Raw genomic sequence first — 22,524 nt, 5'->3', positions numbered from 1 at the left:
ACAGATTACACAGATTGCACAGATTATGCTGGATTGTACGACTTGCGTGGCTGCGCGATTTTCATTCGGACGCCGTGCGTTTTGCTTCTGGCAGCGAGAAAATGATCACAGCTCTGCCGAAAGCTTGCACGCAAACTGCGCCAGCCGCATTATACCAAGCGGTGGCCGCGTATTCGGTAAACATATCTGCGAAATCTGTGGATCGCCTACTCGGTGTCGAAGGGCGGCGCGGCGGCGCGGGCGAGCGCTTCCAGTTCGTCCAGTGCGGCGAGCGCGGCGGTGTGGGTGGCTGGCTCGCGGTGCGCGAAATCGCGCTCCGCGAACTCGTCGAGGTCGAGGCGCAGCATCTCGGTACGGTCGGGCGACACAAACAGGTCGAGCTCAAGGTCTTCGGAAGTGAGTGTCGCGCCGTCGAACTGCGCCGGGCGAGTGACGTTGCAGTACCAGCCTTTGAGCTGGCCTGCCGCGCTGCGCACCGCGAAAATGTTGTACCAGCGCGCGGTGTAATAGTGCTCGGTGAAGCGGTCGCCGGTGGCAAATGTGACATAGCCGAGGTCGATGGTCGGGCGATCCCAGATCGCCTCGATCACAATCAGCTCGGGCGAGGCGCTGAGCAGAGCGCCGGTGTAGGTGATGGTGGTGCCTTTGCCGGGCTTGAGCAGGTGGACGGTGATGCTAGGCATCGTTTTAAGTTCTACATTTCGAATGCTGAGTTTCGCAATTCAAAACTCAGCATTCAGCATTCAACACTAGACGTAGCTGCGCCCCAGCAGCTTGCGAATGCGCTTGCGCGTGTCGGCGCGCACCAGGCGCGTGAGCAGCGTGCTGAAGAACAGCGCGACAAGCTGTGGCAGCCCCAGGCGCGGCTGCGCCAGCGCACGCAGCGCGGCCGGGTCGCGCAGCGGCAGCGGCGATTCGTCGCGCACCTCGACTGCGAGGTCGCTGCCGTGCCACTCGCGCTCGATCCAGAACAGATCGGGCATGCTGCGCTGGAAGAAATAGTAGGCCGGGTTGTACTCGTACAGGTAGTCGAACAGCTCGCCCATCGGCTCGGCCGGTTCCTTGGGGTGCAGCACCAGCGTGTCGCCCTCGAGGTTCACATACCAGCGGTGGAACGACCAGTGGAACAGCCGCTCAGCGATCTCGGAGGGGCTCTGGATGTAGCCGGCCTTGCTCACGCGCTGAAGCTCGCGCGCAAACTGCTGCGGGTCGTCCATATGCTCCAGAATGTGCGAGCAGATCGTGTAGGCAAACGCGCCTTCCTTGAACGGCAGGTGGTGCGCGTCGGCCACGACGAAGGGCCGGTCGACCACGAGGTCGCCGCCGCGCTCGCGATTATCCGAGCCGAGGAAGCGATCGACCAGCACGTTCGAGCGCGGGTTGGGGTTGTCGCCGCTGCCGATTTCGAGCACCAGGCCGGTGGCGGGCGGGTTGAGTTTTTGTTTCATATATATTTGTGGGGGCGAAGCATTGTAGTGGCAATTGCAAGCAATCGCGCTACAATGCTTCGCCCTTACTAATTGAGATCATCCCCAGATAGGCTGTCGCGCAGGATGTCGATGTGTTCGAGCGCCAGGCCCGTGCCGATTGCCACGCAGTTCGCCGGCTGGTCGGCCACATAGCAGGGCACGCCGGTCACCTCGGTCAGCAGCTCGTTGATGCGGCGCAGCATCGAGCCGCCGCCGCTCATGATCATGCCTTTGTCGATGATGTCGGACGAGAGCTCGGGCGGCGTTTCGGAAAGCACCGAGCGCACTGCGCCCACCACCGCCTCAAGCGGCTCCTGAATCGCCTCGGTGATCTCGTTCGAGTTGATCTCGATTGTGCGCGGCAGTCCTGCTACCTGATCGCGCCCGCGAATTTGCATCGAAAGCGGGCGGGGCAATGGCAGCGCCGCGCCAATTTCGATCTTGGCGCTTTCGGCGGTGCGCTCGCCAATCAGGACGTTATATTTGCGCTTGACATACGCGGCGATCGACTCATCAAAGCGGTTGCCGCCCACGCGCACCGAGGTGCTCACCACAATGTCGTTGAGCGAGATCACGGCCACCTCGGTGGTGCCGCCGCCAATGTCGATTACCAGATTGCCCGAAGGCTGCGCAACCGGGATGTTTGCGCCAATCGCGGCGGCAAGCGGCTCGCGAATGAGGTAGGCATAGCGCGCGCCAGCCGAAAGCGCGGCTTCTTTCACCGCGCGCATCTCGACGGTGGTGACGCCGGCTGGGATACAGATCATCACCTCGGGCTTGCTGAGGCTGAGTGGGCCTCCGGCCTTCTTGATGAAATATTTCAGCATGGCCTCGGTGATGTCGTAGTCGGCGATCACGCCATTGCGCATCGGGCGCACCACCTCGATGCTCTCGGGCTCGCGCCCGAGCATGGCGAGCGCGTCGGCGCCGACCGCCTTCACCCGGTTATCTTTGGTCGAAAGGGCGACAACCGAAGGCTCGGAAAGCACAATGCCGCGGCCTTTGACATATACCAGCACATTCGCGGTGCCCAGGTCAATTCCGATTTTCCGCATACCAGCTCCAAATTGCAAATTGCAGATTGCAGATGGCTGATTATAATCGACAATCAGCTATCTGCAATCTGCAATTATGCGCCGTAGTGAGTGATGATGGCAAAACTAGCGTCGATTGCGCTTGAGCTGCGCAACTTTCAGGCGGATGAGCGCGCGCCGCAGCTCAAGCTCGGCCAGTGCCAGATCCTGGTCGCTCTGGCGCTGGGCGATCCGTTCTTCGGCGCTGCGGCGAGCCGCCTCGGCGCGCGACTCGTCGATCTCATCGGCGCGCTCGGCGGTGTCGGCCAGGATCGTCACGCGGTTCGGCAGCACTTCCATGAAGCCGCCCGACACCGCAAAGGGCGTCGTCTGCCCGTCCTTAATGATGTCGAGCTCGCCAACATCAAGGATGGTCAGCAGCGGCGCGTGGCGCGGCAGAATGCCGACTCGCCCGTCTTTGGTGGGCGCGTTAACCTGGTCAACCTCTTCCGAGAGCACCACGCGCTCGGCGGTCACGATTTCCAAGTGTATTGGCATAGGTTCCTCAGAAATTTTAAGTTTTGAATGTTGAATGGTGAGTTGCCAATGAACCCATCACTCAACATTCAGCACTCAAAACTCAACACTACTTCTTGCTCGCCTCGAACGCCGCGATCACATCGTCGAGCGCGCCCTGCAGGAAGAAGTTCTGCTCGGGGATGTGGTCGACTTCGCCGGCCAGCACGCGCGCAAAGCTCTTGACGGTCTCGCCAATTGGCACGTACTTGCCCTGGCGGCCAGTGAACTGCTGTGCCACGGTGAAGGGCTGCGAGAAGAAGCGCTCGATCTTGCGCGCGCGCGCCACCGTCAGCTTGTCCTCGTCGCTCAGCTCTTCCACGCCAAGAATGGCGATGATGTCCTGCAGGTCTTTGTAGCGCTGCAGCACGCGCTTGACCTCTTCGGCCACGCGGTAGTGCTCCTCGCCCACGATGTTCGGGTCGAGGATGCGGCTGGTCGAGGCCAGCGGGTCCACGGCCGGGTAAATGCCCTTCGAGGCGATCGAGCGCTCAAGCGAGATCGTCGCGTCGAGGTGGGCGAAGGTCGTGGCCGGCGCCGGGTCGGTGTAGTCGTCGGCGGGCACATACACCGCCTGCATCGACGTAATCGAGCCCTGCTTGGTCGACGTAATGCGCTCCTGCAGCTCGCCCATTTCGGTGCCGAGCGTGGGCTGGTAACCCACCTGCGAGGGCATACGGCCGAGGAGCGCGGACACTTCCGAGCCGGCCTGCACAAAGCGGAAGATGTTGTCGATGAACAGCAGGATGTCGCGGCCCTCGTCGCGGAAGTACTCGGCCATGGTCAGGCCGGTCAGCGCCACGCGCAGACGCGCCCCGGGCGGCTCGTTCATCTGGCCGAACACCATCACGGTCTTGTCGAACACGGTGGTGCTGTCGTCGATGCGGGCTTCCTGCATTTCGTGAATGAGGTCGTTGCCTTCGCGCGAGCGCTCGCCCACGCCAGCAAACACCGAGTAGCCCGACTGCTCCTTCGCGATGTTCGCGATCAGCTCCTGGATCACCACCGTCTTGCCCACGCCAGCGCCGCCGAAGATGCCGGTCTTGCCGCCGCGGGTAAAGGGCGCGATCAGGTCGATAACTTTGATGCCAGTTTCGAAGATCTGCGCCGTCACCGACTGATCCTCGAACGAAGGGGCCGGCTGGTGGATGGGCCGGCGCTCGGTAGCATCCACCGGCATGTCGGTGTCGATCGGGTCGCCCAGCACGTTGAACACGCGGCCCAGCGTGGCCGGGCCAACCGGCACCGCAATCGGGCGGCCGGTGTCGCGCGCGGGCAGGCCACGGCGCAGGCCGTCGGTGGTGCTCATAGCCACCGCCTTCACCACGCCATCGCCAAGGTGCTGCTGCACTTCGGCCACCAGGCGCCCGCCCTTGTCGTCGAGCGGAATTTCAATCGCGTTATAGATCTCGGGGGTCTCATCGTGGGGGAACTTGGCGTTGAGCACCACCCCAATGATATCGGTAACCGTTCCGGTTGATCCAGCCATGTCGGCCTCCATGTACGATTTACGATTTTAGATTTACGATTTTCGTTTGGCTCATCGGAAATCGTAAATCCAAAATCGTAAATCGTGAAATTATTCTGCCAGTGCCGCCGCGCCCGATGCGATCTCGGACACTTCCTTGGTAATATTGGCCTGCCGGGTCTTGTTATAGGTCAGCGTCAGGTCGCGCGTGAGCTCTTTGGCGTTGTCGGTGGCGTTGCGCATGGCAACCATACGCGCGCTGTGCTCGCTGGCGATCGACTCAAGAATGGACTGGTAGAGCTGCACCTCGACAAAGCGCGGCAGCAGCTCGTCCATCACTTCTTCCTGGCTCGGCTCGTAGGTGTAGTCGACCTGCTTCTCGGCCGCTTCATTCGGTGGCTCAACCGGCAGGAGGCGCTTGACCGAAGGGCGCTGCACAAGCGTGTTCACGAACTCGCTGTACACCACATACACTTCGTCGTAGCGGCCCTCGCGGAACCCGCCGATCACCGTCGTTGCGATGCCGAGCGTATCGACCAGCTTGGGGTAATCGCCCAGCTTAGTCACCTCGGCCACCAGATTCTGGCCGGTGCGCACCAGGAAGTCGCGCCCCTTCTTGCCCACCGCCAGCACATCCACCTGGCGCCCAAGTTCGCGCTGTTCGAGCACAAAGCGCCCGACGCGCCGGATGACGTTGGTGATCATCGCACCGGTCAGGCCCTTGTCGGGCGTCACCAGAATGATTGCCACGTTCTTCACAGCCGGCCGGACTTCGAGCAGCGTGCCCTTGCGCCCGCCCACCGCGCGCGACGTCAGCTCGCCCATCACGTCGTAGAGCCGGTCGGCGTAGGGGCGGGTGGCCAGCACGTTGCGCTGGGCGCGCCGCATCTTCGACGCCGAAACCATCTCCATCGCGCGCGTGATCTGGGTCATGTTCTTGACCGAGCGGATGCGACGGCGAATTTCTCGTGTGCTTGGCATATTTCCCTCAGTTAGCAGTCGGCAGTGTACAGTTGGCAGTAGACAGGCGTGGCGCGCTGCCTACTGCCAACTGCTGACTGCTTACTCGGAATAGTTGCTCGTCTGCTTGAACTCTTTAATCGCGTTTTCCAGGGCCGTTTTGATCTCGGGCGACGGGAACTTGCGGTCCAGCCGGTTATCGAAGATCTGCTTGCCGACCTCGGGGTGCGCGGTGTGCAGGAACTGCAGGAAGTCGGCCTTCCACTGGCCCACCTTGCTCACCGGCACATCGTCGAGGAAGCCGTTGGTGGCGGCATACAGGATCGACACCTGGTCGTCGACCGAGAGCGGCTGATACTGTGGCTGCTTCAAAACTTCCTGCAGGCGCATACCGCGATCGAGCTGGGCCTTGGTGGCCGCGTCGAGGTCGGAAGCGAACTGCGCAAAGGCCGCCAGGTCGCGGAACTGGGCCATATCGAGCTTGAGGCGGTCGGCCACCGAGCGCATGGCGCGGGTTTGCGCCGCGCTGCCCACGCGCGACACCGACACGCCGGTGTTCAGGGCCGGGCGAATACCGGCGTTGAACAGGTCGGACTCAAGGAAGATCTGGCCGTCGGTGATCGAAATCACGTTGGTCGGAATGTAGGCCGACACGTCGTTCGCCTGGGTCTCGATGATCGGCAGCGCGGTGAGCGAGCCGCCGCCATTGTCGCCGTTCAGGCGCGCGGCGCGCTCAAGCAGGCGCGAGTGCAGGTAGAACACGTCGCCGGGGTAGGCTTCGCGGCCGGGCGGGCGGCGCAGCAGCAGCGACACCTGGCGGTAGGCAGTAGCGTGCTTCGACAGGTCATCATACACAATCAGCGCGTCGCGCACGGTTTCGCCGTCGAGCGTGACGCCGTTTTCCATAATTTCTTCGCCCATCGTGCAGCCAGCGTAGGGCGCAATATACTGGAGCGCCGCCGACTCAGAAGCCGACGCGGCCACCACAATCGTGTAGTCCATCGCGCCATACTTCTCGAGCGTGCCGACAATCTGGGCGATCTGGGCGCGTTTCTGGCCGATGGCGACATAGATACACGCCAGGCCCTTGCCCTTCTGGTTGATGATCGTGTCGATCGCCACGGCCGTCTTGCCGGTCTGGCGGTCGCCAATGATCAGCTCGCGCTGGCCGCGGCCAATCGGGATCATGCCGTCGATCGGGATGATACCCGTCTGCACCGGCGTATCCACCGACTGGCGCGTGATCACGCCTGGGGCAATGCGCTCGATCGGGCGGTAGTTTGTGCTGGTGATCGCGCCCTTGCCATCAATTGCCTGGCCGAGCGCGTTCACCACGCGGCCCAGCAGCTCCTGGCCCACCGGCACCGAGATAATGCGGCCAGTCGAATTGACCTGGTCGCCTTCCTCAATGCTCAGGTAGTCGCCCAGCACAATCGCGCTGACCGATTCCTGCTCAAGGTTAAGCGCAATGCCATAGACTGGCTCGCTGCGCCCGGCCTTGACCGGGAACTCGAGCAACTCGGACGCCATCGCCTGCTCAAGGCCCTCGATGCGCGCCACACCATCGCCAACCGAAACGACGGTGCCGACGTTGACCATCGATGGGCGCAGGTCGACGCCTTCTTGAATACTTTTCAGTAATCGCTGATATAGTTCTTGTGTTGCAACGGCCATCGCCGGCACCTCCTGCTTAGTGTGATACAAAATGGGCGGGCAAGCGTTCCCCATACTTGGGGGCACCTACCCGCCACCATTCGCCAACCCCGCCGGCTGCGCGCCATCGGCAGTCGTGTCGGCAGCACGCCGCCGACAGTACACTTCCGCTAGCTCGACAGCATATTGCGCTGGATGGCGCTGAGACGGGCGCGCAGGCTATTATCGAGAACCTGATCGCCGACGCGAATAATCAAGCCGCCGATCAGAGAAGGGTCGACGCTAAAGCGCACGTCGAGCTGCTGGCCATAGCGGCCGCGCAAGTCGTTCAGGATGGTTGTGCGCTGCTCGTCGCTCAGCTCGACGGCGCTCACAACTTCCCCACTCAGCGCGCGGGTATCGCTTCGGCCGAACTGCTCGAAGGCCTGCACCACGCTCGGCAGCCGGTCCAGCACGCCTTCGCGCGCCATCGCCTGCAGGAAGTTCTGGACTTCGCGCGGCGCATCGGCCGGGAGCGCGCTCGCCAGCGCCTGTGAGAGTGCTGCGCTATCGCCGGCTGGCACATCGGCGAGCTTCGCCGACGCGGCCTTGAGCGACTGCAGCGCCCCGCCAAACAAGGCGTCGTGGAGTGCGCGGGCGAAAACCTGAGCCTCGGACGTACTCACATGTTCCTCTCTTGATTTACGATTTGCGATTTTGGATTTACGATTGCGCCGAACTTAATCGTAAATCATAAACCCAAAATCGTAAATTAATTTTGTCGCCCCAGGCCGGCGAGCGACTCGGCGATCAGCTTGTCGTGGTTCGACTTCAGCTCTTCGCCCAGCACGCGCGAGGCCGTTGCCGTCACCAGTTCGGCCATCTGGTTCTTCAGATCGCCCAGTAGCTGCTCGCGCTCCTGCTCGGCCAGCTTGCGCGCCTCGGCGCGAATCCGGTCGGCTTCCTGGCGGGCCTGGGTAACGATCTCTTGTTCCTGAACCTTCGCGCGATCCTGCGCCTGCGCCAGAATACCAGCCGCCTCCTGGCGCGCCTGCGCCAGCTTGGCGTCGTAGTCCTGATTGGCGCGCGCCAGCTGCTCTTTAACCTGCTCGGCGTCTTTCAAGCTCTCCTGAATGCGGCGCGTGCGCTCGTTGAGCATGTTCAGCACCGGCTTGTACAGCAGCATCGTCAGCAGCCATACAATCAGGATGACGTTGACAAGCTGCGCAATCAGCAGGCCAAAGTTAATACCAAGCTTTTCCAATGCCGTTCTCCTACATCCTAGCCCGCTGGCTGCGCGCGGCAGCCGCCGGGATCAGTCGCTAGATGATCTGGAAGGCGATCAGCAGCGAGACGACCAGCGCGAAGATGAACAGCGACTCGGTGAGCGCGAAGCCCAGAATCATATAGGTACGCAGCGTGCCCTCAGCCTCGGGGTTGCGGCCCATCGCGGTGAGCGCGCCGCTAAACACGATGCCGATGCCAACGCCAGGCCCAATCGCGCCGAGGCCAACTGCCAGCGCGGCGGCGATCAGTCGCAAACCTGCGTCCGTCATGGTGATTCCCTCCTTAAAGAAGTATCGTATGTTTCAAGAAACACTCGTGGCCAGAAGCCACGCCAAAACCCAAAGTTAGTGTGAAGCGCTGGGGGCCGGTCGGTCCATCGCTTCGGCCGGCAGAATCTCTTCGTGCCCGTGCTCGTCGTGGCCGGTGTGCGATATGGTTGCCAGCGACATAAACACCAGCGTCAGCACCGAGAAGATGAACGCCTGCATGAAGGCCACAAAGACCTCCAGGCCATAGAATGGCAACGGCAGCAGGTAGGGGAACAGGAACGCCATCACGCCCAGCACCACCTCGCCCGCAAAGATGTTGCCAAAAAGACGGAAGGAGAAAGCGATGATACGAACGAATTCGGAGATCAACTCAAGCAGGCCGACAATGAAGCCCATCGCGCCTTCCTTGAAGTTGAAGAACTTTGTGAGGTAGTTCAAGCCGAGCGCCTGGAAGCCAAAGAACTCGACCATAAACACCGCCACCAGCGCCCACGCCAGCGTCACGTTCAGATCTGAGCTGGGCGCGCGCAGGGCCGGCACAACCTTGCCATTTTCACAGTAGCCCGGCAATCCCGAAAACACCGCTGACGGCGGCACATGCGCCTCGGCTGTTGCAGCTTCGCCGGTAGCGGCATGCGCTTCTTCGATGCACGCGCCAATGCTACCCACGCCCGGGATGAGTGCCAGGTAGTTCGAATACAGCACGAAGAAGAAGATCGACGCGCAGATAGGAAAGAACTTCGCGACATTCTTGCGGTCGACGCTCTGCGAGAAGTTATAGAACGCCTCGACCATGAATTCCATGACGTTCTGAATGCCGCGCGGGATGAGTTGCATGTTGGCGGTGGCAAGCCACGCAGTTACCAGCAGCACAATGTCCACCAGCACCGTCATAATCAGCGAGTTAGTGATAGGAAAGCCGCTGGCGCAATGCTCGCCTTCCAGCGCGCCGCCAAGGCAGAAGATCGGTTCGGCAGCCGCTGAGATCGCCAGGTCTGCCTTGGTCATCTTGACGCCGGCAAAATACAATATCAGGCCGGCAACCAAGGTCACGCCAAGAACTATCAGGATCCGATTACGCATAGAGGGGGCTCCCTTCTGGGCTGCGACTTTGGGAACTCTTTCACAAAGAATATACCATGTGGTTAACAGAAAGTCAACCGATGTTTGCGAACTCTTTCACAAGCGTGCGACCATCGGGCATAAAAATTCAACCTGGATTGGAGGTTGAATTTGAAAACATCACTGTTGCCAGCCTTGTAGCGGGCGCGAGTATAGCATGAGTAAGGGAAATGCGCAAGTTTTTTGAGGGCTATGCTGCGCCGCGGCAGTGGTGAAAACAAGGTGGCAAACCGGCTTGCCACCTTGCGTTATATCAATACTCTTTTGCCATTCCAGTGCGGAATATCTACGCGAGCATTTCTTGCATGTCGCGGATGGCGCGCTTGGCATACACCCACACCGAGCCAATTTTGGCAGTGGCGATGCCGCTTTTGTCGAACACAATCACCAGCATGAAGTTTTGTAAGATGTCGAAGCAATAGACATCATAGCGCTGGCCCTCGTGCATGTACAGCGAGGTCGAGTCGTCTTCGCGCAGGATTTGCGAGATCTGCCCAGCGGTTGAGAAGCTGGTGGAAAGCAGTGGCAACAGGATCATGGTTGGGATGCCCGAGGAGATACCAACCTCGGCCAGCACCATGCCCGCGCGATTCGCCAGCAGAATGCACTGCGAGCCAACGTCCTGCGACAGCGATTCCATGCGGCTGCGAATGGGCTTGAGGTTGTCGGCCGTCATCACAAACGAGCCACCACGCGGGCGCGACCCAGCCGGCCGGCGGACTGGCGGCTCGCTCGGTGTCGGGGCGGGCGCGGGCGCTGGGCGCGTGTCGCGGCGCGATTGATCGCGCTCGCGACGTGGCCGTTCGGCCATGGTGGGCGTAGGAGCGGGCGCTGGCGCTACGGGTGCCGGTTCGGGCGCAGGCGCTACCGGCGCGGCAGGTTCTTCGGCGGGGGCTGGCTCAACTGCCGCCGCCGCCACTGCTGTTGCGGCCGAACGCAGCGCCTGGTACACCGCTTCATGCAGCTCGCTGGTGGTGAGCGGGCCGTTGAGAAACAAATGAACGCCATGGTTGGCGGCTTCGTTTGCGGCCCGGCTGTTGGGCGTGCGGCTCCACAGCACCACATGGGTCGGCACACCAAAATTTGGCAGAATTTCGGCCAGATCGAGGCCGCTCATACCCGGCAGATCGACATCGGCGATAATCACTTCGGGCGGGGAGTTGCGCACTTCCCAGAGCGCATCGTTGGCCGAATCGAGAACGCGCGCTTCAACGTCGGCGAGCTGGCCCGGCAGCGCGCGTAGCTCCTCATTCTCACCCGGCACAATCAGGAGATGGTAGGCCATTGCTCCGCTTTGCCTTTCCCAAACAAGCTCAACGAGTACAATTTAGTGTCACAGCGCCAGGGAGGCTGGCTGCCCCGGCTGTTCAGGCAGGTATTAGGGCGATGTGCTAGTTAAAATGGTTTGACATTCGAGCCTCCAGGTGCTACAGAGAGACTCTCTGACGGTCAGCTCTTTCACACCTGGAGGATTGTGATGATAACCGATTTCGATGACTTTGTGACGTGCATGTACGTACTAATTGACGACATCTGGCTCCAGATTCGGCATCTCTATCCGCGACCCGGTCCCGAGCCAGGCTGCTCGGATGCCGAACTGATCACCATGGCGATTGTGGGCGAATGCCGCGAGTGGGACAAGGAAACCAATCTCATTGGCGAATGGCGCAACTACACCCATCTGTTTCCCGTTCAACCCGAACGCTCGCGCTTCAATCGACGTCGACGCAACTTGATGGCCGCAATCAACCATATTCGTCTGATCACGCTTGCCGTGATGGATGTCGCCCAGGATACGCACTGCGTGATTGATAGTCTCCCGATCGAAGTCGTTCAGTTCCATTTGGTACCATCGTCTTCGGGTGATTGGGACGCCTATGGTGCAACTTATGGCCGCTGCCCGACCAAGAAACGAACGATCTACGGCTATCGGCTCAATCTGCTGGTCACCGTCGGCGGCACGATACTCGACTTCGAGTTGATGAGTGCCAATTGTGATGAGCGTGATGCCGCTCGTGACCTGCTTGAAGACAAACGTGACCTGACCGTGATTGGCGACAAAGGCTTTATCAAAGCCGAACTGGCCAAAGAGTTGCTCGAACGCTGTGGCATACGATTGCTGACCTTGCCGCGAGCCAACCAGAAACAGCAGGTGTCGTCTGAGGTGCGCCGATTGCTCAACCAGGTGCGCCAAATCATCGAAACAGTGAATGGGCAATTGACTGAGCAGTTTCAGATTGAGAGCAACCACGCGCATAGTTTCTGGGGCTTGTGCGCACGGCTGTACACCAAGCTGACCGCTCACACGCTGTGCATCTATATCAATCGCTTGCTCGGCAACCCAGACTGGTTGCGTATCAAGCAACTTGCTTTTCCGACCTGAGTTTTAACTAGCACATCGCCCTATTATGCCGCGAGTACAGTGCTCGGCGGGCGGAAGGGCAGCGCAAATGAAAAGGTGCTGCCGCTGCCGGCCTGGCTGGTGACCCATACCGCGCCACCGAGCATGCTCACCAACTCGCGCACCAGCGCCAGGCCCAGCCCAATGCCACCATGATCGCGCGTGAGTGAGTCGGCCACCTGGTAGAAGCGGTCGAAAATGCGTGGCTGCTCATGTTCGGCAATGCCCACCCCGGTGTCTTGCACATCTATGATGAGCCAGGGCAGGCTTGAGGCCGCCGGGCGCGTGGGAAACATGCGGCTGCCGCCAGTGTCGAGCGGGCCGGGCAGCTGAAGCCTGGCGCCCACGGTGATCGTACCTTCAGGCGGCGTAAAACGCACGGCGTTGGTGAGCAAATGGCTCAGCACCAGCAGGACTTTTTCGTGATCGCAGAGAAACAGTAATGGCTCGCCGGGCAGCGCAGCGCCGATGGTCTGGCGGCGCTCGGTGGCGCTCGGCTGCACGCGCTCGATAGCCATATGTATGAGTTCCTGCATCACCACCTGGTCGAGGGCGAAGTCAGTTTCGCCGCGATCAAGGTGGCGCAGGTTGACCATATCGTCAACAATTGTTTTGATGCGCTGGGCGCTTTCCATCACGCGCTCAAGGTACACGCGCTTCTGGTCTTCGCTTTGGTCGCGCACCATCATGGTGTAGCCCAGCACAATCGAAAGTGGCGTGCGCAATTCGTGCGAGGCTATCGAGATGAATTCGCTTTTCAGGCGGTCGAGCTCCTGCGCGCGCTGGTAGGCGATAGTGAGCTCGCCATACAGCCAGGCGTTGCGCAGCGCCGCGCCGGCATGGTTCGCCAGCAAGGCGACGCTCTCGATCACGCCCGGGCGCAGCGCGTCGGTGCGGTCGTCGCAGAGCAATAGCACGCCGCTGCCTTCGCCTTGTGCCCGCAGCGGGACGGCGAGTGCCTGGTTCAGCGCCGCGCCGCCTAGCTCGGCCACCGGCTGATCGCGCACAACCACAACCTGCTGCTTGCTCAGCGCTTCGTCAATTGCTTCGCTGCCCGCCGCCAGCAGTTCGGCCGCAGCAACGGCGGCAAGCACGGTTGCTGGCGCGTCGGGGGTGGCCGCCAGGGCCACAAAGCCAGCGCGATAGCCGCTTTGCTGCAGCGAAACGTCCAGCAGAATTTCGGCCACTTCGCGCAGCGCCAGCGTGGCGCTCAGGGCCTGGCTGCTTTCGAACAGCTGCGCCACGGCGCGCAGGCGCAGGTTGTCTTGCAGGATCGAGCGTTTGTGCAGGGCTTGGTCAACCGCCAGGCGCAGGTGTTCGAGCTCAAACGGCTTGGAAAGAAAATCGGCAATGCCACGCTGCACCGATTGCTGCAGATTTTCCATCGTAGCAAAGCCCGTCATGATAATAATCGCGATGGTTGGATCTTGCTCGCGGGCAATGTACGCCAGGTCGAGACCGCTCATGGCCGGCATTTTGATGTCGGTGAGCAGCAGATCGAAATGCTGGTCGCTGCGGAGCAGGTTGGCGGCCTCGTGCGGATCGCAGGTGGATGTCACTTCATAGCCGCCCCGTTGAAGGGTGCGCGAACAAACGTCACACATATATGGTTCGTCGTCGACGACCAGGATACGTGGGGCTGCGGCGCCTGCAGGAGGTAGGTTGCGGTGAACTGCGGCGGCCTCACTCATGCGTTGTTTCTCTTGTTCGTGCGTGTATCGTTGCGATACACCTTACGCGAGGACTTCGACATCGGTGCGGGGCAGCTGGATGAGCGTGCCATCCTCCAATGCAACATCGACGGCGGCAGCACGCACCTGCGAAGCGAGCCGGCGCGGCGTTGCTGAAAACGAGCGTACCTGCCCAACCTGCCCAAGGTGCGCGGCGTCGAGCAGGCGCACGGTTGCGCCGCTGCGCAGGCTTGGGCGCGGCGGTTCGAGCTGAACATTGCTGCTGCGCGTTGAAAGCGGGATGACGACGCGCGGGCGCTGCATTGGTGTGCGCAGCCGCGTGCCGCCTTCGATCAGTGCTTCCAGGCGGTCGTGGCTGGCCAGCAGCTCGAACAGCGGCATGGACATGGGCTGGGTGCCAAAGCCTTCGGTGACGACCAGCGTCAGGTCGGGCGCGGTGCTGACGGCGTCGGGGAAATTCCAGCCGCCTGTGCCAGCGCGCCAGCTCGCCGGCGAGCTCCAGCCCAGGAACGCGCGCAGCTCGGCTTCGTCGATGCTGCCAACAATCACGCCGCGCACCTGCTCCTGCATGGCGCGCCGCAAGCCAGCTGCGGTGATGCCACTGCCGCCCATGATGATTGCATAGGCGCTGCGAGCGTCGATCAGCTCGGGCCGAATCGGCTCGGCTGGGTCGGTCACCAGCAGGCGCAGCACGCCAGCGCGCTCTTTGCCGATGCCAAACGCGCCATACACCTGCGCGGCGGGCGTTTCGATCACAACGCCCTGGTTCGGCAGCACTTCCATCACCAGGCCGCGCACTGTCGCCTGCAGCTCGTAGGTCGTTGGGTCGGGCGAGATCGTCACATAGCCGGTTTCGGTGTCGACCGACTCGATCTTGCCGCTGACCGGCGACAGGCATGTGCGCCCGCCGATGCGGCTCGAGCGGGCCAGCACCTCGCCCTGGCTGACTTTATTGCCAAGCTCGCGAACCATTGCACGCTCAACCAGCGCGGGCGCAATGCTCAGCGCGCGGGCCAGGTTGACGATCATGGGAACGCCAGGCAGAAACGCCTTGGCGACAACTTCTTCGGGCTCGACACGCTGCCCCTGGCGCACAAGTACTTCGCCGGCGCTGGGGAGCCGGCGCTCGATACGAGCAACTGCGCTGCCAATCAGTGGGGGCGTTCCGGTCGGGACATAGAGCGACATGACGTGGTATCTCCGCGACTGTTCTCTGATATCGGCTTCATTATAGCACAACCGCTTCGCAATAGCTATCTGCTGCGCTGGGGTGCTGCTGCCCGGCATGCCTGCTTTCGTTACGTCGCAGCCCAAGATATGCATATGGATAAGGAACGCGCGAACAATCGAAATGCGTTCTTTTCACAATGATTCGATTGTGAAAGAATATCTTTTGCATAATAAACGTGTATGCTTTGCAAATAGTGCGATTCGTGCGTAAGTGATGTGTAGAGTAAATGTGAATTAAAACTACAGGTTTTGTGAGAGTTGAAACCACTTAAACCTGTGCTATACTCGCTTTACCGGGGTTTTACCAAAATACTGCTTCTTCGCCTGGGTGCGTAGTGCCGAGTTGGCGGTACGCCTTGTGCCGTCTTTGCCTGCCTTTTTCCATTTTTGTAGTACCGAAACCGCACTACGATGTGCCTGTTGAGAAAGGGTTTGCAATGAGTGCTCCCGCTCGATCCGCCGCAGCCCCGCGCGTGCTGCTGGGCGTTTTGCGCACGCTGCAGCTTGCGCTGCCTAAAATCGGCGTTGGCTGGATGTTTGCCCTGCTCACCAGCAACTTCAACCGCATCGCAATTCACGACCTGGGCGTGGCGGCGGTGCTGATCACGGTGATGATCAGCATGCACCATTTCCTTTCGCCCTTTCAGGTGGTGTTTGGGCGCATGGCCGACCGCCACCCGCTGCTGGGCCTGCGGCGCACGCCCTACTTCCTGCTTGGCTCGCTGCTGTCCAGCCTGGTGTTTCTGGCGCTGCCCGGCCTGGCGGCGGCGATGGGTGCTGGCTCGCTTGGCGCGGTGCTGGCCGGCTTTGGCTTGCTGGTGCTGTTTGGCATTGGCATTGCCGCCTCGGGCGACGCGCACCACGCGCTGATCGCCGAGGTGAGCCGCCCGAAATCGCGCGGCGCAGTGGTCGCGGTGGTGTGGACCTTCACAATCGTCAGCGCGATTGCGGCGGCGATTGTGATCAAGGTCGTGATGGGCGACACCTACACACCTGAGAAAATGCAGGCGCTGTACAACCTGACGCCGTGGATCGTGATGATTTCTGCGCTGCTTGGCATTTTGGGCGTCGAGCAGCGCCGCAGCCGCGCCGAGTTTGCGGCCTTGCAGGCGCAGGCGCAGCAGGCGATGCCGGCCGGCAGCGCGCTGGGCGCGGCGCTGGCGCTGCTGCGTGAAAATGCGCAGGTGCGCGCCTTCTTTGCCTTTGTGCTGCTGTCGATACTCGGCATTTTCCTGCAAGACGCCGTGCTGGAAGTGTTTGGCGCGGACGTGTTCGGGATGACGGTGAAGGAAACCACGACCTTCACGCAAACCTGGGGTGGCGGCGTGCTGATTGGCATGCTGCTGATGGGCATCCTGAGCGCGTTTCTGCCGCTGAGCAAAAAGCTGCTGGCCACGGTGGGCGGCGCGGGCACGGCGCTGGGCCTGGGCCTGCTGACGCTGTGCGCCTTTACCGAGCAGCGCGCCCTGCTCAACCCGGCCCTGCTGCTGATGGGTGTCAGCACCGGCCTGTACAACGTCGGCGCACTGTCGCTGATGATGGACATGACCCTGGAAGGCGCAACCGGCCTGTATATGGGGCTGTGGGGCATGGCGCAGGCCTTTGGCACCGGCGGGGCCTCGGTGCTGAGCGGGGCGCTCAAAAGCGCGCTGATCGAAACCGGCTGGCTTGCCCCGGCGGTAGGCTACAGCGCGATTTTCGGCCTGGAAACCGTGCTGATGGTGCTGAGCATTGCGCTGCTGCGCGCGGTGAGTGTGGAAGCCTTCCATGGCCTGACGCGTGATGATCTGGTGCGCAGTATGGAAGCGAGCGCTGCGGCGTAGCGAATGTTGAATTTTGAATGCTGAGTGTTGAGTTATAAAATTTTCCAGCGATAACTCAACACTCCTTGCTCGAATGATGCACGCCAGCGGCAAATGCGTCGCCCAAACGGAAGGGAAGCATGCCAAACGCCATCCAGAAAGAAGACGGCCTGTACCACAGCTTTTGCGGGCTGACCTGCGTGGGCTGGCTGTACCAGAAGATCAAAGACAGCTTTTTCCTCATTCTCGGCACGCACACCTGCGCACACCTGCTGCAGAATGCGCTGGGCGTGATGATCTTTGCGCGCCCGCGCTTTGGCGTGGCCCTGATGGAAGAAACCGACCTGTCCAAGCCGCAGCCCGAGCTGGAAGCGCTGATCGACGAGATTCGCGCCGACCACAAGCCTTCGGTGATTTTCCTGCTGTCGTCGTGTACGCCCGAGGTGATGAAGGTCGAGTTCGACGGGCTGGCGCGCCACCTGAGCCGCCCCGACCTGCCGGTGCTGTTTGTGCCGGCCAGCGGCCTCGATTACACCTTTAGCCAGGCCGAAGATTCGGTGCTGCAGGCGCTGCTGCCGTTCTGCCCGCCCGCCCCGCCCGACGACCGGCGCGTGGTGTTTCTTGGCTCGGTGAACGACTCGATTGCCGACGATTTTGCGCTTGAAGCGGCGCGGCTGGGCATCCCGGTCGCGGGTTTCCTGCCGGCCACGCGCTTCAACGAGCTGCCGCCAATTGGGCCGGGCACGGTGCTGGCGCCGCTGCAGCCCTACCTCGCGAAAGTTGCTACGCGCCTGGCGCGCGACCGTGGCGCGACGCTGCTGCAATCACTGTTTCCATTCGGGCCGGATGGTACGCGTGCCTTCTGGGAAGACCTGGCGCGCCTGTTTGGCATCGATGTTGACTTGCGCGAGCGCGAGGCGCAGGCCTGGGCGCGGCTCGCCACGCACACCGATCTGCTGCGCGGCAAGCGTGTCTTCTTCACCGCCGACACACTGATGGAATTGCCGCTGGCGCGCTTTCTTCGCGCCGCTGGCTGCGAGATTGTCGAGTGCAGCTCGCCCTACATCAACAAGAAATTCCATGCGCGCGAGCTGGCCGCGCTGGAAGGTGTGCCGGTGTTCGAGCAGCCCAACTTCGACCGGCAGCTGCGCACGATTGCTGAAACGCAGCCCGACCTGGTGATCAGCACCATGGGCACGACCAACCCGCTGATCGGGCAGGGCGTGGTGGCGAAGTGGAGCACTGAGTTTGCGTTTATGCCAATTCACGGCTGGGCGGGCGCGGGCACGCTGGCGGGCATGTTCACCAAATCGCTGCGCCGCCACGCGCGGCTCGACCCACTCGACGACCCGGTGTGGAGCGCGGGGCTGATGCCGGGTGTCATCCCGCTCCAGGTGCAATAGAGACGAAGTATCGGCCTGCTACGAAAAGAAAACTCAGCAGACAGTAAGCAGTCGGCAGTACGCCTCACTGCAACATGCAAACTGCCAACTGGAGGTACATGTGCGACTAGCCCTGTGGATGTACGAAGGCACGGCGCACCACGGCGTCGGGCGAATTGCCAACAGCATGCAGCGTGTGCATGCGGTGTTTCACGCGCCGCAGGGCGACGACTACGTGAACCCGATTTTCACGATGCTGGAGCGCACGCCCGCCTTCCCGCAGATGACGACCAGCGTGGTGAGCGGGCGCGACCTGGCGCAGGGCACTATTCGCCTGCCCGAGACGCTGCGGCAGGTCGAGGCCAAGCTGCACCCCGAGCTGATAATCGTCTGCGCAAGCTGCAGCACGATTCTGCTCCAGGAAGACCTGGAAGCGGTGGCGATGAGCGCCCGCACGCAGGCCGAGGTGCTGGTATACGACGCCAACCCCTACCGCATGGCCGAAGTTCTTTCCGCCGATGGCCTGTTCACGCTGCTGGCCAAGCGCTACGCCCGCCCGCAACCGCTGACGCCCCAGCCGAGCGTGAACATCATCGGGCCGGCGTCGCTGGGCTTCCACGTGCGCACCGACCTGATCTGCCTGCGCCGCATCCTGAAGACGCTGGGCGTGCAGGTGAATGTAGTCGCACCGCTGGGGGCCAGCCCGAGCGACCTGGCGCGGCTGCCGGCGGCCTGGCTGAATATCGCGCCCTACCGCGAGCTGGGCCGCAACGCCGCCGAATATCTCGAAGAGCAGTTCGGCACGCCCGCGCTCCGCGACGCACCCATTGGCGTGCAGCCCACGCTCAAATGGCTGCGCCAGCTGGTCGAGATGCTGAACGACGTGGGCGCGCGCGCAAACGGCCCGGTCGTAACCTTGCCACCGCTCACCGCCTTCTCGCTCGACGGCATGAGCGCGCCGAGCGGCGTGCCGTGGTTTGCGCGCACCGCCGACATGGAAAGCTTCAGCAGCAAAAACGCCTTTGTGTTCGGCGACGCGACGCATACCGTGGGTGTGGTGAAGTTCCTGCACGACGAACTGGGCATGGAGATTGCCGGCGCAGGCACCTACCTGACGCACGAGGCCGACTGGGTGCGTGAGCAGCTGGCGGGATATTTGCCAGAGGGGCTATCTCGCTCCCACATTCCAACCAGTACGGGCGAAGCATTCGCTGCCGAACAGTTTGGAATGAACAGCGAAGCAGCGGCGAATGCTTCGCCCCTTCTCGTCACCGACCGCTTCCAGGAGGTCGCCACGCGCATTGCCGACCTGCAGCCCAACCTTGTGTGCGGCACGCAGATGGAGCGGCACAGCTGCCGCAAGCTCGACATTCCGTGCATGGTCATTTCGCCGCCGACGCATATCGAAAACCACCTGCTGGGCTACCGGCCCATGCTTGGCTTCGACGGCGCCGACGTGCTGGCCGACGAGGTATACACCACCGCCACGCTGGGCCTCGAAAAGCATCTGATCGACCTGTTTGGTGATGCGGGGCTCGAATATGAAGGGGATGGGGGACAGGAGATCGGGAATGGGAATACTCTGGTGTCGGAGGAGCCACAAGCAGCAACTGCAGCGAATGGCCGCCCTGCCCAGCCCCCATCCCCCAACTCCCATCCTCCGGTCTGGTCGCACGAAGCGCAGGTGATGCTGAAGAAAGTGCCCTTCTTCGTGCGCGGGCGGGTGCAGAAAAACGTCGAGCGCTACGCCGGCGAGCAAGGCGTCGCTGAGATCACCGTCGATGTGCTGCAGGCGGCGAAGGAAGCGCTGGGCGGCTGAGGCGCGCAGGGCGAGACGGCGCGACGTCGTAAGGGCAAAGCATTCGCTCTCATCGAGCCGACCACGTTGTAGATCAGTGCGAATGCTTCGCCCATACTTGACAAGGCTGTGGCCGACAAGCAAGGCAGAACAAGGCGAATGCTTCGACCATACTTGGTGTAACGACCAACGACTGGCGTAAAGGTCAACAACTGTGGACGGACCAACCAAAGGTCTCCAGACAATCACGCTGCTCTCGCAGGATGCCCGCCTGAAGGGCCGGCCCAAGCTCTGCAGCGACTGCGGTTTCTGCGATACCAGCCTGCGCCCGCTGATGGCGCAGAGCTGCGTGTTTGTGGAAAACCGCACGGCAGAGATGGAAATGCAGGTGCACGGCCGCGCGCGCAAAACGCCCGACGAGCAGCTGTTCGGCGTGTACCGCCACATGCTGGCCGCCCGCCTGCGCCCTGCCAACCCGCGCGCGCAGTGGAGCGGCATTGCCACGCGGCTCGGCGCGCTGCTGCTTGATCGCGGCCTGGCCGACGCGGTGCTGACCACGCGGGCCGTTCCCGGCACGCGCTTCGCGCCGCAGCCCTTTCTGGCGCGCACGCCCGCCGAGGTGATCGCCAGCGCGGGCAACAAGCCCTGCCTCGCGCCCGGCCTGAGCCTGCTGGACGAAGTGCGCGCGAGCTGCGTGCGGCGGCTGGCCGTGATCGGCGTGGGCTGCCAGGTGCACGCACTGCGCGCCGCCCAGCGCGAGCTGGGCCTGCAGGAACTGTATGTGATTGGCATCCCGTGCAGCGACAACGTCGCCTACCCCGATCTGCAGCATTTTCTCGAACTGGTCAGCCGCTCGCCTGCGACGGTGGCGCATTTCGAGTTTATGCAGGATTTCAGCGTACACCTGCGCCACGACGACGGGCATGTTGAAAAGGTGAACTTTATCGACATCCCGATGGCCGAGCTGGGCGACATCTTCCCCTCGGCGTGTCTCGCCTGCTTCGACTACGCCAACACCCTGGCCGACATCACCATCGGCTACATGGGCGCGCCGTTTGGCTGGCAGTGGCTTCTGGCCCGCAACGCGCGCGGCGAAGCCATGCTCGACCTGCTGCGCCCCGAGCTTGAGTTGGGCGAGCTGACCGAGCGCGGCGACCGGCGGCCCGGTGTGGCGCGCTACGCCGCCATGCTGGCCCAGCCGCCCAAGCGCCCGCCCGCGCCAGTGCGCACGCTGATCGCCGCGCTGATGCGGCGGCGCGGCCCGCGTGGCCTGGAGTTCGCCCGCAGCGTGATCGAGATGAAGATGCTGCGGAATCTGACGTATGTGCGCGCCCGTTTCGCCCGCATGGAGCGGCGCGTGGTGCCGGCGCACGTGTTCGCCGCGCTAGAGCCGTATGCCGAGGCGTATGCGCAGGCATTTGGCCGCCCGCTGGAACCGCAGAACCGGCAAACTGCAGAACCAGCCAGTCAGGTAATGGAAACAGTAAACTCGTAACAATGCACGCAGTTCCTGTAGTTCTGCGGTTCCACGGTTCCCTTAAAGGAGGAAAGCGAATGAGTCTCACGCTCGCGGTTTACGGCAAGGGCGGCATCGGCAAAAGCACCACCAGCGCGAACCTCTCGGCGGCGTTTGCGCTGCAGGGCGCCAAGGTGCTGCAGATCGGCTGCGACCCCAAGCACGACAGCACCTTTCCGCTCACGGGCATGCTGCAGAACACCGTGATCGATGTGCTGACCGAGGTCGATTTCCATATCGAGGATGTGGAGATCGACGACGTGGTGAAGCACGGCTACGCGGGCGTCGACACGCTCGAGTCGGGCGGGCCACCGGCCGGCAGCGGCTGCGGCGGCTATGTTGTGGGCGAAACGGTCAAGCTGCTGAACGAGTTCGGCCTGTACAACAAGTACGATGTGATCGTCTTCGACGTGCTGGGCGACGTGGTCTGCGGCGGCTTCTCGGCCCCGCTGAACTACGCTGATTTCGGCGTCATCATCGCCTGCAACGACTTCGACAGCATTTTTGCCGCGAACCGCCTGTGCCTCGCGATCAAGCAGAAAAGCGTGCGCTACAAGGTCAAGCTGGCCGGCATCATCGCCAACCGCGTCGATTACGAGTTCGGCGGCGGCACCAACCTGCTGGAAGAGTTCGCCGGCACGGTCGGCACCGAGATCATTGGCAAAGTGCCTTACCACGACCTGATCCGCCGCTCGCGCCTGGCCGGCAAGACGCTGTTCGAGATGGAAGGCCCCGACAAGGCGCTCTGCGTCGACCCCTTCACCGAAATGGCCGACTACCTGCTGAACCAGCCGCGCTCGGAAGTGCCTTCGCCGCTGGGCGACCGCGAGATCTTCAATGTGATTGGCGGCTGGAAGTAAGTGCTCAATGCTACATGTTGAGTGTTGAGTTGGTTTGGTCAACTCAAC

20 protein-coding genes are annotated in these 22,524 nt (G+C 62.2%); 6 read left to right on the top strand and 14 right to left on the bottom strand.

What is annotated here, in order from left to right:
- Nucleotides 1–206 precede the first annotated feature (206 nt).
- The 12 genes from M1P90_RS29630 to M1P90_RS29575 form a co-directional block, all read right to left on the bottom strand.
- Nucleotides 207–683 carry a ribonuclease FAU-1 family protein gene (locus M1P90_RS29630; protein ID WP_483699303.1) on the bottom strand — a complete coding sequence of 159 codons (477 nt, stop codon included), beginning with the start codon at nucleotides 681–683 and terminating at the stop codon, nucleotides 207–209.
- 66 nt (nucleotides 684–749) lie between these two features.
- The gene (locus M1P90_RS29625; RefSeq protein WP_483699302.1) at nucleotides 750–1,448 is read right to left on the bottom strand and encodes a methyltransferase domain-containing protein; all 699 of its coding nucleotides are present in this window, start codon (nucleotides 1,446–1,448) and stop codon (nucleotides 750–752) included.
- Between the two features lie 68 nt (nucleotides 1,449–1,516).
- Complete coding sequence (mreB, locus tag M1P90_RS29620) at nucleotides 1,517–2,524, bottom strand: rod shape-determining protein MreB (RefSeq protein WP_483699301.1); 1,008 nt, start codon at nucleotides 2,522–2,524, stop codon at nucleotides 1,517–1,519.
- A 105-nt stretch (nucleotides 2,525–2,629) separates the two neighbouring features.
- Nucleotides 2,630–3,040: a F0F1 ATP synthase subunit epsilon gene (locus M1P90_RS29615; RefSeq protein ID WP_483699300.1), complete on the bottom strand. Its 411-nt coding sequence runs from the start codon at nucleotides 3,038–3,040 to the stop codon at nucleotides 2,630–2,632.
- An 88-nt stretch (nucleotides 3,041–3,128) separates the two neighbouring features.
- Complete coding sequence (atpD, locus tag M1P90_RS29610) at nucleotides 3,129–4,547, bottom strand: F0F1 ATP synthase subunit beta (protein WP_483699299.1); 1,419 nt, start codon at nucleotides 4,545–4,547, stop codon at nucleotides 3,129–3,131.
- A 90-nt stretch (nucleotides 4,548–4,637) separates the two neighbouring features.
- Nucleotides 4,638–5,507, bottom strand: coding sequence for a F0F1 ATP synthase subunit gamma (locus tag M1P90_RS29605; RefSeq protein ID WP_483699298.1), 870 nt, complete (start codon nucleotides 5,505–5,507; stop codon nucleotides 4,638–4,640).
- An 81-nt stretch (nucleotides 5,508–5,588) separates the two neighbouring features.
- Complete coding sequence (atpA, locus tag M1P90_RS29600) at nucleotides 5,589–7,160, bottom strand: F0F1 ATP synthase subunit alpha (protein ID WP_483699297.1); 1,572 nt, start codon at nucleotides 7,158–7,160, stop codon at nucleotides 5,589–5,591.
- Between the two features lie 149 nt (nucleotides 7,161–7,309).
- Nucleotides 7,310–7,804 carry an ATP synthase F1 subunit delta gene (gene atpH / locus M1P90_RS29595; RefSeq protein WP_483699296.1) on the bottom strand — a complete coding sequence of 165 codons (495 nt, stop codon included), beginning with the start codon at nucleotides 7,802–7,804 and terminating at the stop codon, nucleotides 7,310–7,312.
- Between the two features lie 86 nt (nucleotides 7,805–7,890).
- On the bottom strand, nucleotides 7,891–8,382 hold the full coding sequence (locus M1P90_RS29590; protein ID WP_483699295.1) for a F0F1 ATP synthase subunit B: 492 nt from the start codon (nucleotides 8,380–8,382) through the stop codon (nucleotides 7,891–7,893).
- A 58-nt stretch (nucleotides 8,383–8,440) separates the two neighbouring features.
- The gene (atpE, locus tag M1P90_RS29585; protein ID WP_409568725.1) at nucleotides 8,441–8,674 is read right to left on the bottom strand and encodes an ATP synthase F0 subunit C; all 234 of its coding nucleotides are present in this window, start codon (nucleotides 8,672–8,674) and stop codon (nucleotides 8,441–8,443) included.
- Nucleotides 8,675–8,749: 75 nt separating this feature from the next.
- Nucleotides 8,750–9,757 (bottom strand): F0F1 ATP synthase subunit A, encoded by a 1,008-nt coding sequence (gene atpB / locus M1P90_RS29580; RefSeq protein ID WP_483699294.1) that lies wholly within the window; start codon nucleotides 9,755–9,757, stop codon nucleotides 8,750–8,752.
- A gap of 325 nt (nucleotides 9,758–10,082) precedes the next feature.
- Complete coding sequence (locus M1P90_RS29575) at nucleotides 10,083–11,081, bottom strand: response regulator (protein WP_483699293.1); 999 nt, start codon at nucleotides 11,079–11,081, stop codon at nucleotides 10,083–10,085.
- Between the two features lie 192 nt (nucleotides 11,082–11,273).
- Between M1P90_RS29575 and M1P90_RS29570 the strand changes: the two genes are divergently transcribed.
- On the top strand, nucleotides 11,274–12,179 hold the full coding sequence (locus M1P90_RS29570) for an IS982 family transposase (RefSeq protein ID WP_483699052.1): 906 nt from the start codon (nucleotides 11,274–11,276) through the stop codon (nucleotides 12,177–12,179).
- A 23-nt stretch (nucleotides 12,180–12,202) separates the two neighbouring features.
- On the opposite strand, the gene M1P90_RS29565 is transcribed toward M1P90_RS29570, so the two are convergent.
- On the bottom strand, nucleotides 12,203–13,888 hold the full coding sequence (locus M1P90_RS29565; RefSeq protein ID WP_483699292.1) for a sensor histidine kinase: 1,686 nt from the start codon (nucleotides 13,886–13,888) through the stop codon (nucleotides 12,203–12,205).
- Between the two features lie 42 nt (nucleotides 13,889–13,930).
- Entirely contained in the window at nucleotides 13,931–15,076 is a 1,146-nt protein-coding gene (locus M1P90_RS29560; protein ID WP_483699291.1) for a hypothetical protein, read from the bottom strand.
- Between the two features lie 479 nt (nucleotides 15,077–15,555).
- On the opposite strand from M1P90_RS29560, the gene M1P90_RS29555 reads away from it, so the two are divergent.
- The 5 genes from M1P90_RS29555 to bchL all read left to right on the top strand — a co-directional run bounded on the left by M1P90_RS29555 (nucleotide 15,556) and on the right by bchL (nucleotide 22,476).
- A complete protein-coding gene (locus tag M1P90_RS29555) occupies nucleotides 15,556–16,941 on the top strand; it encodes a BCD family MFS transporter (protein ID WP_483699290.1) in 1,386 nt (461 codons plus the stop codon).
- A gap of 119 nt (nucleotides 16,942–17,060) precedes the next feature.
- Nucleotides 17,061–18,323 (top strand): ferredoxin:protochlorophyllide reductase (ATP-dependent) subunit N, encoded by a 1,263-nt coding sequence (gene bchN, locus M1P90_RS29550; protein ID WP_483699289.1) that lies wholly within the window; start codon nucleotides 17,061–17,063, stop codon nucleotides 18,321–18,323.
- A 100-nt stretch (nucleotides 18,324–18,423) separates the two neighbouring features.
- Complete coding sequence (locus tag M1P90_RS29545; RefSeq protein WP_483699288.1) at nucleotides 18,424–20,121, top strand: ferredoxin:protochlorophyllide reductase (ATP-dependent) subunit B; 1,698 nt, start codon at nucleotides 18,424–18,426, stop codon at nucleotides 20,119–20,121.
- A gap of 193 nt (nucleotides 20,122–20,314) precedes the next feature.
- The gene (locus M1P90_RS29540; RefSeq protein ID WP_483699287.1) at nucleotides 20,315–21,595 is read left to right on the top strand and encodes a Coenzyme F420 hydrogenase/dehydrogenase, beta subunit C-terminal domain; all 1,281 of its coding nucleotides are present in this window, start codon (nucleotides 20,315–20,317) and stop codon (nucleotides 21,593–21,595) included.
- Between the two features lie 59 nt (nucleotides 21,596–21,654).
- Nucleotides 21,655–22,476 (top strand): ferredoxin:protochlorophyllide reductase (ATP-dependent) iron-sulfur ATP-binding protein, encoded by an 822-nt coding sequence (bchL, locus tag M1P90_RS29535; RefSeq protein ID WP_483699286.1) that lies wholly within the window; start codon nucleotides 21,655–21,657, stop codon nucleotides 22,474–22,476.
- The last annotated feature ends 48 nt before the right edge of the window (nucleotides 22,477–22,524 follow it).

It is taken from the genome of Kouleothrix sp. 19917 (assembly GCF_057073505.1).
Note: the sequence above shows the minus strand (reverse complement) of the source record. Positions and strands in the feature narration are given on the sequence as shown.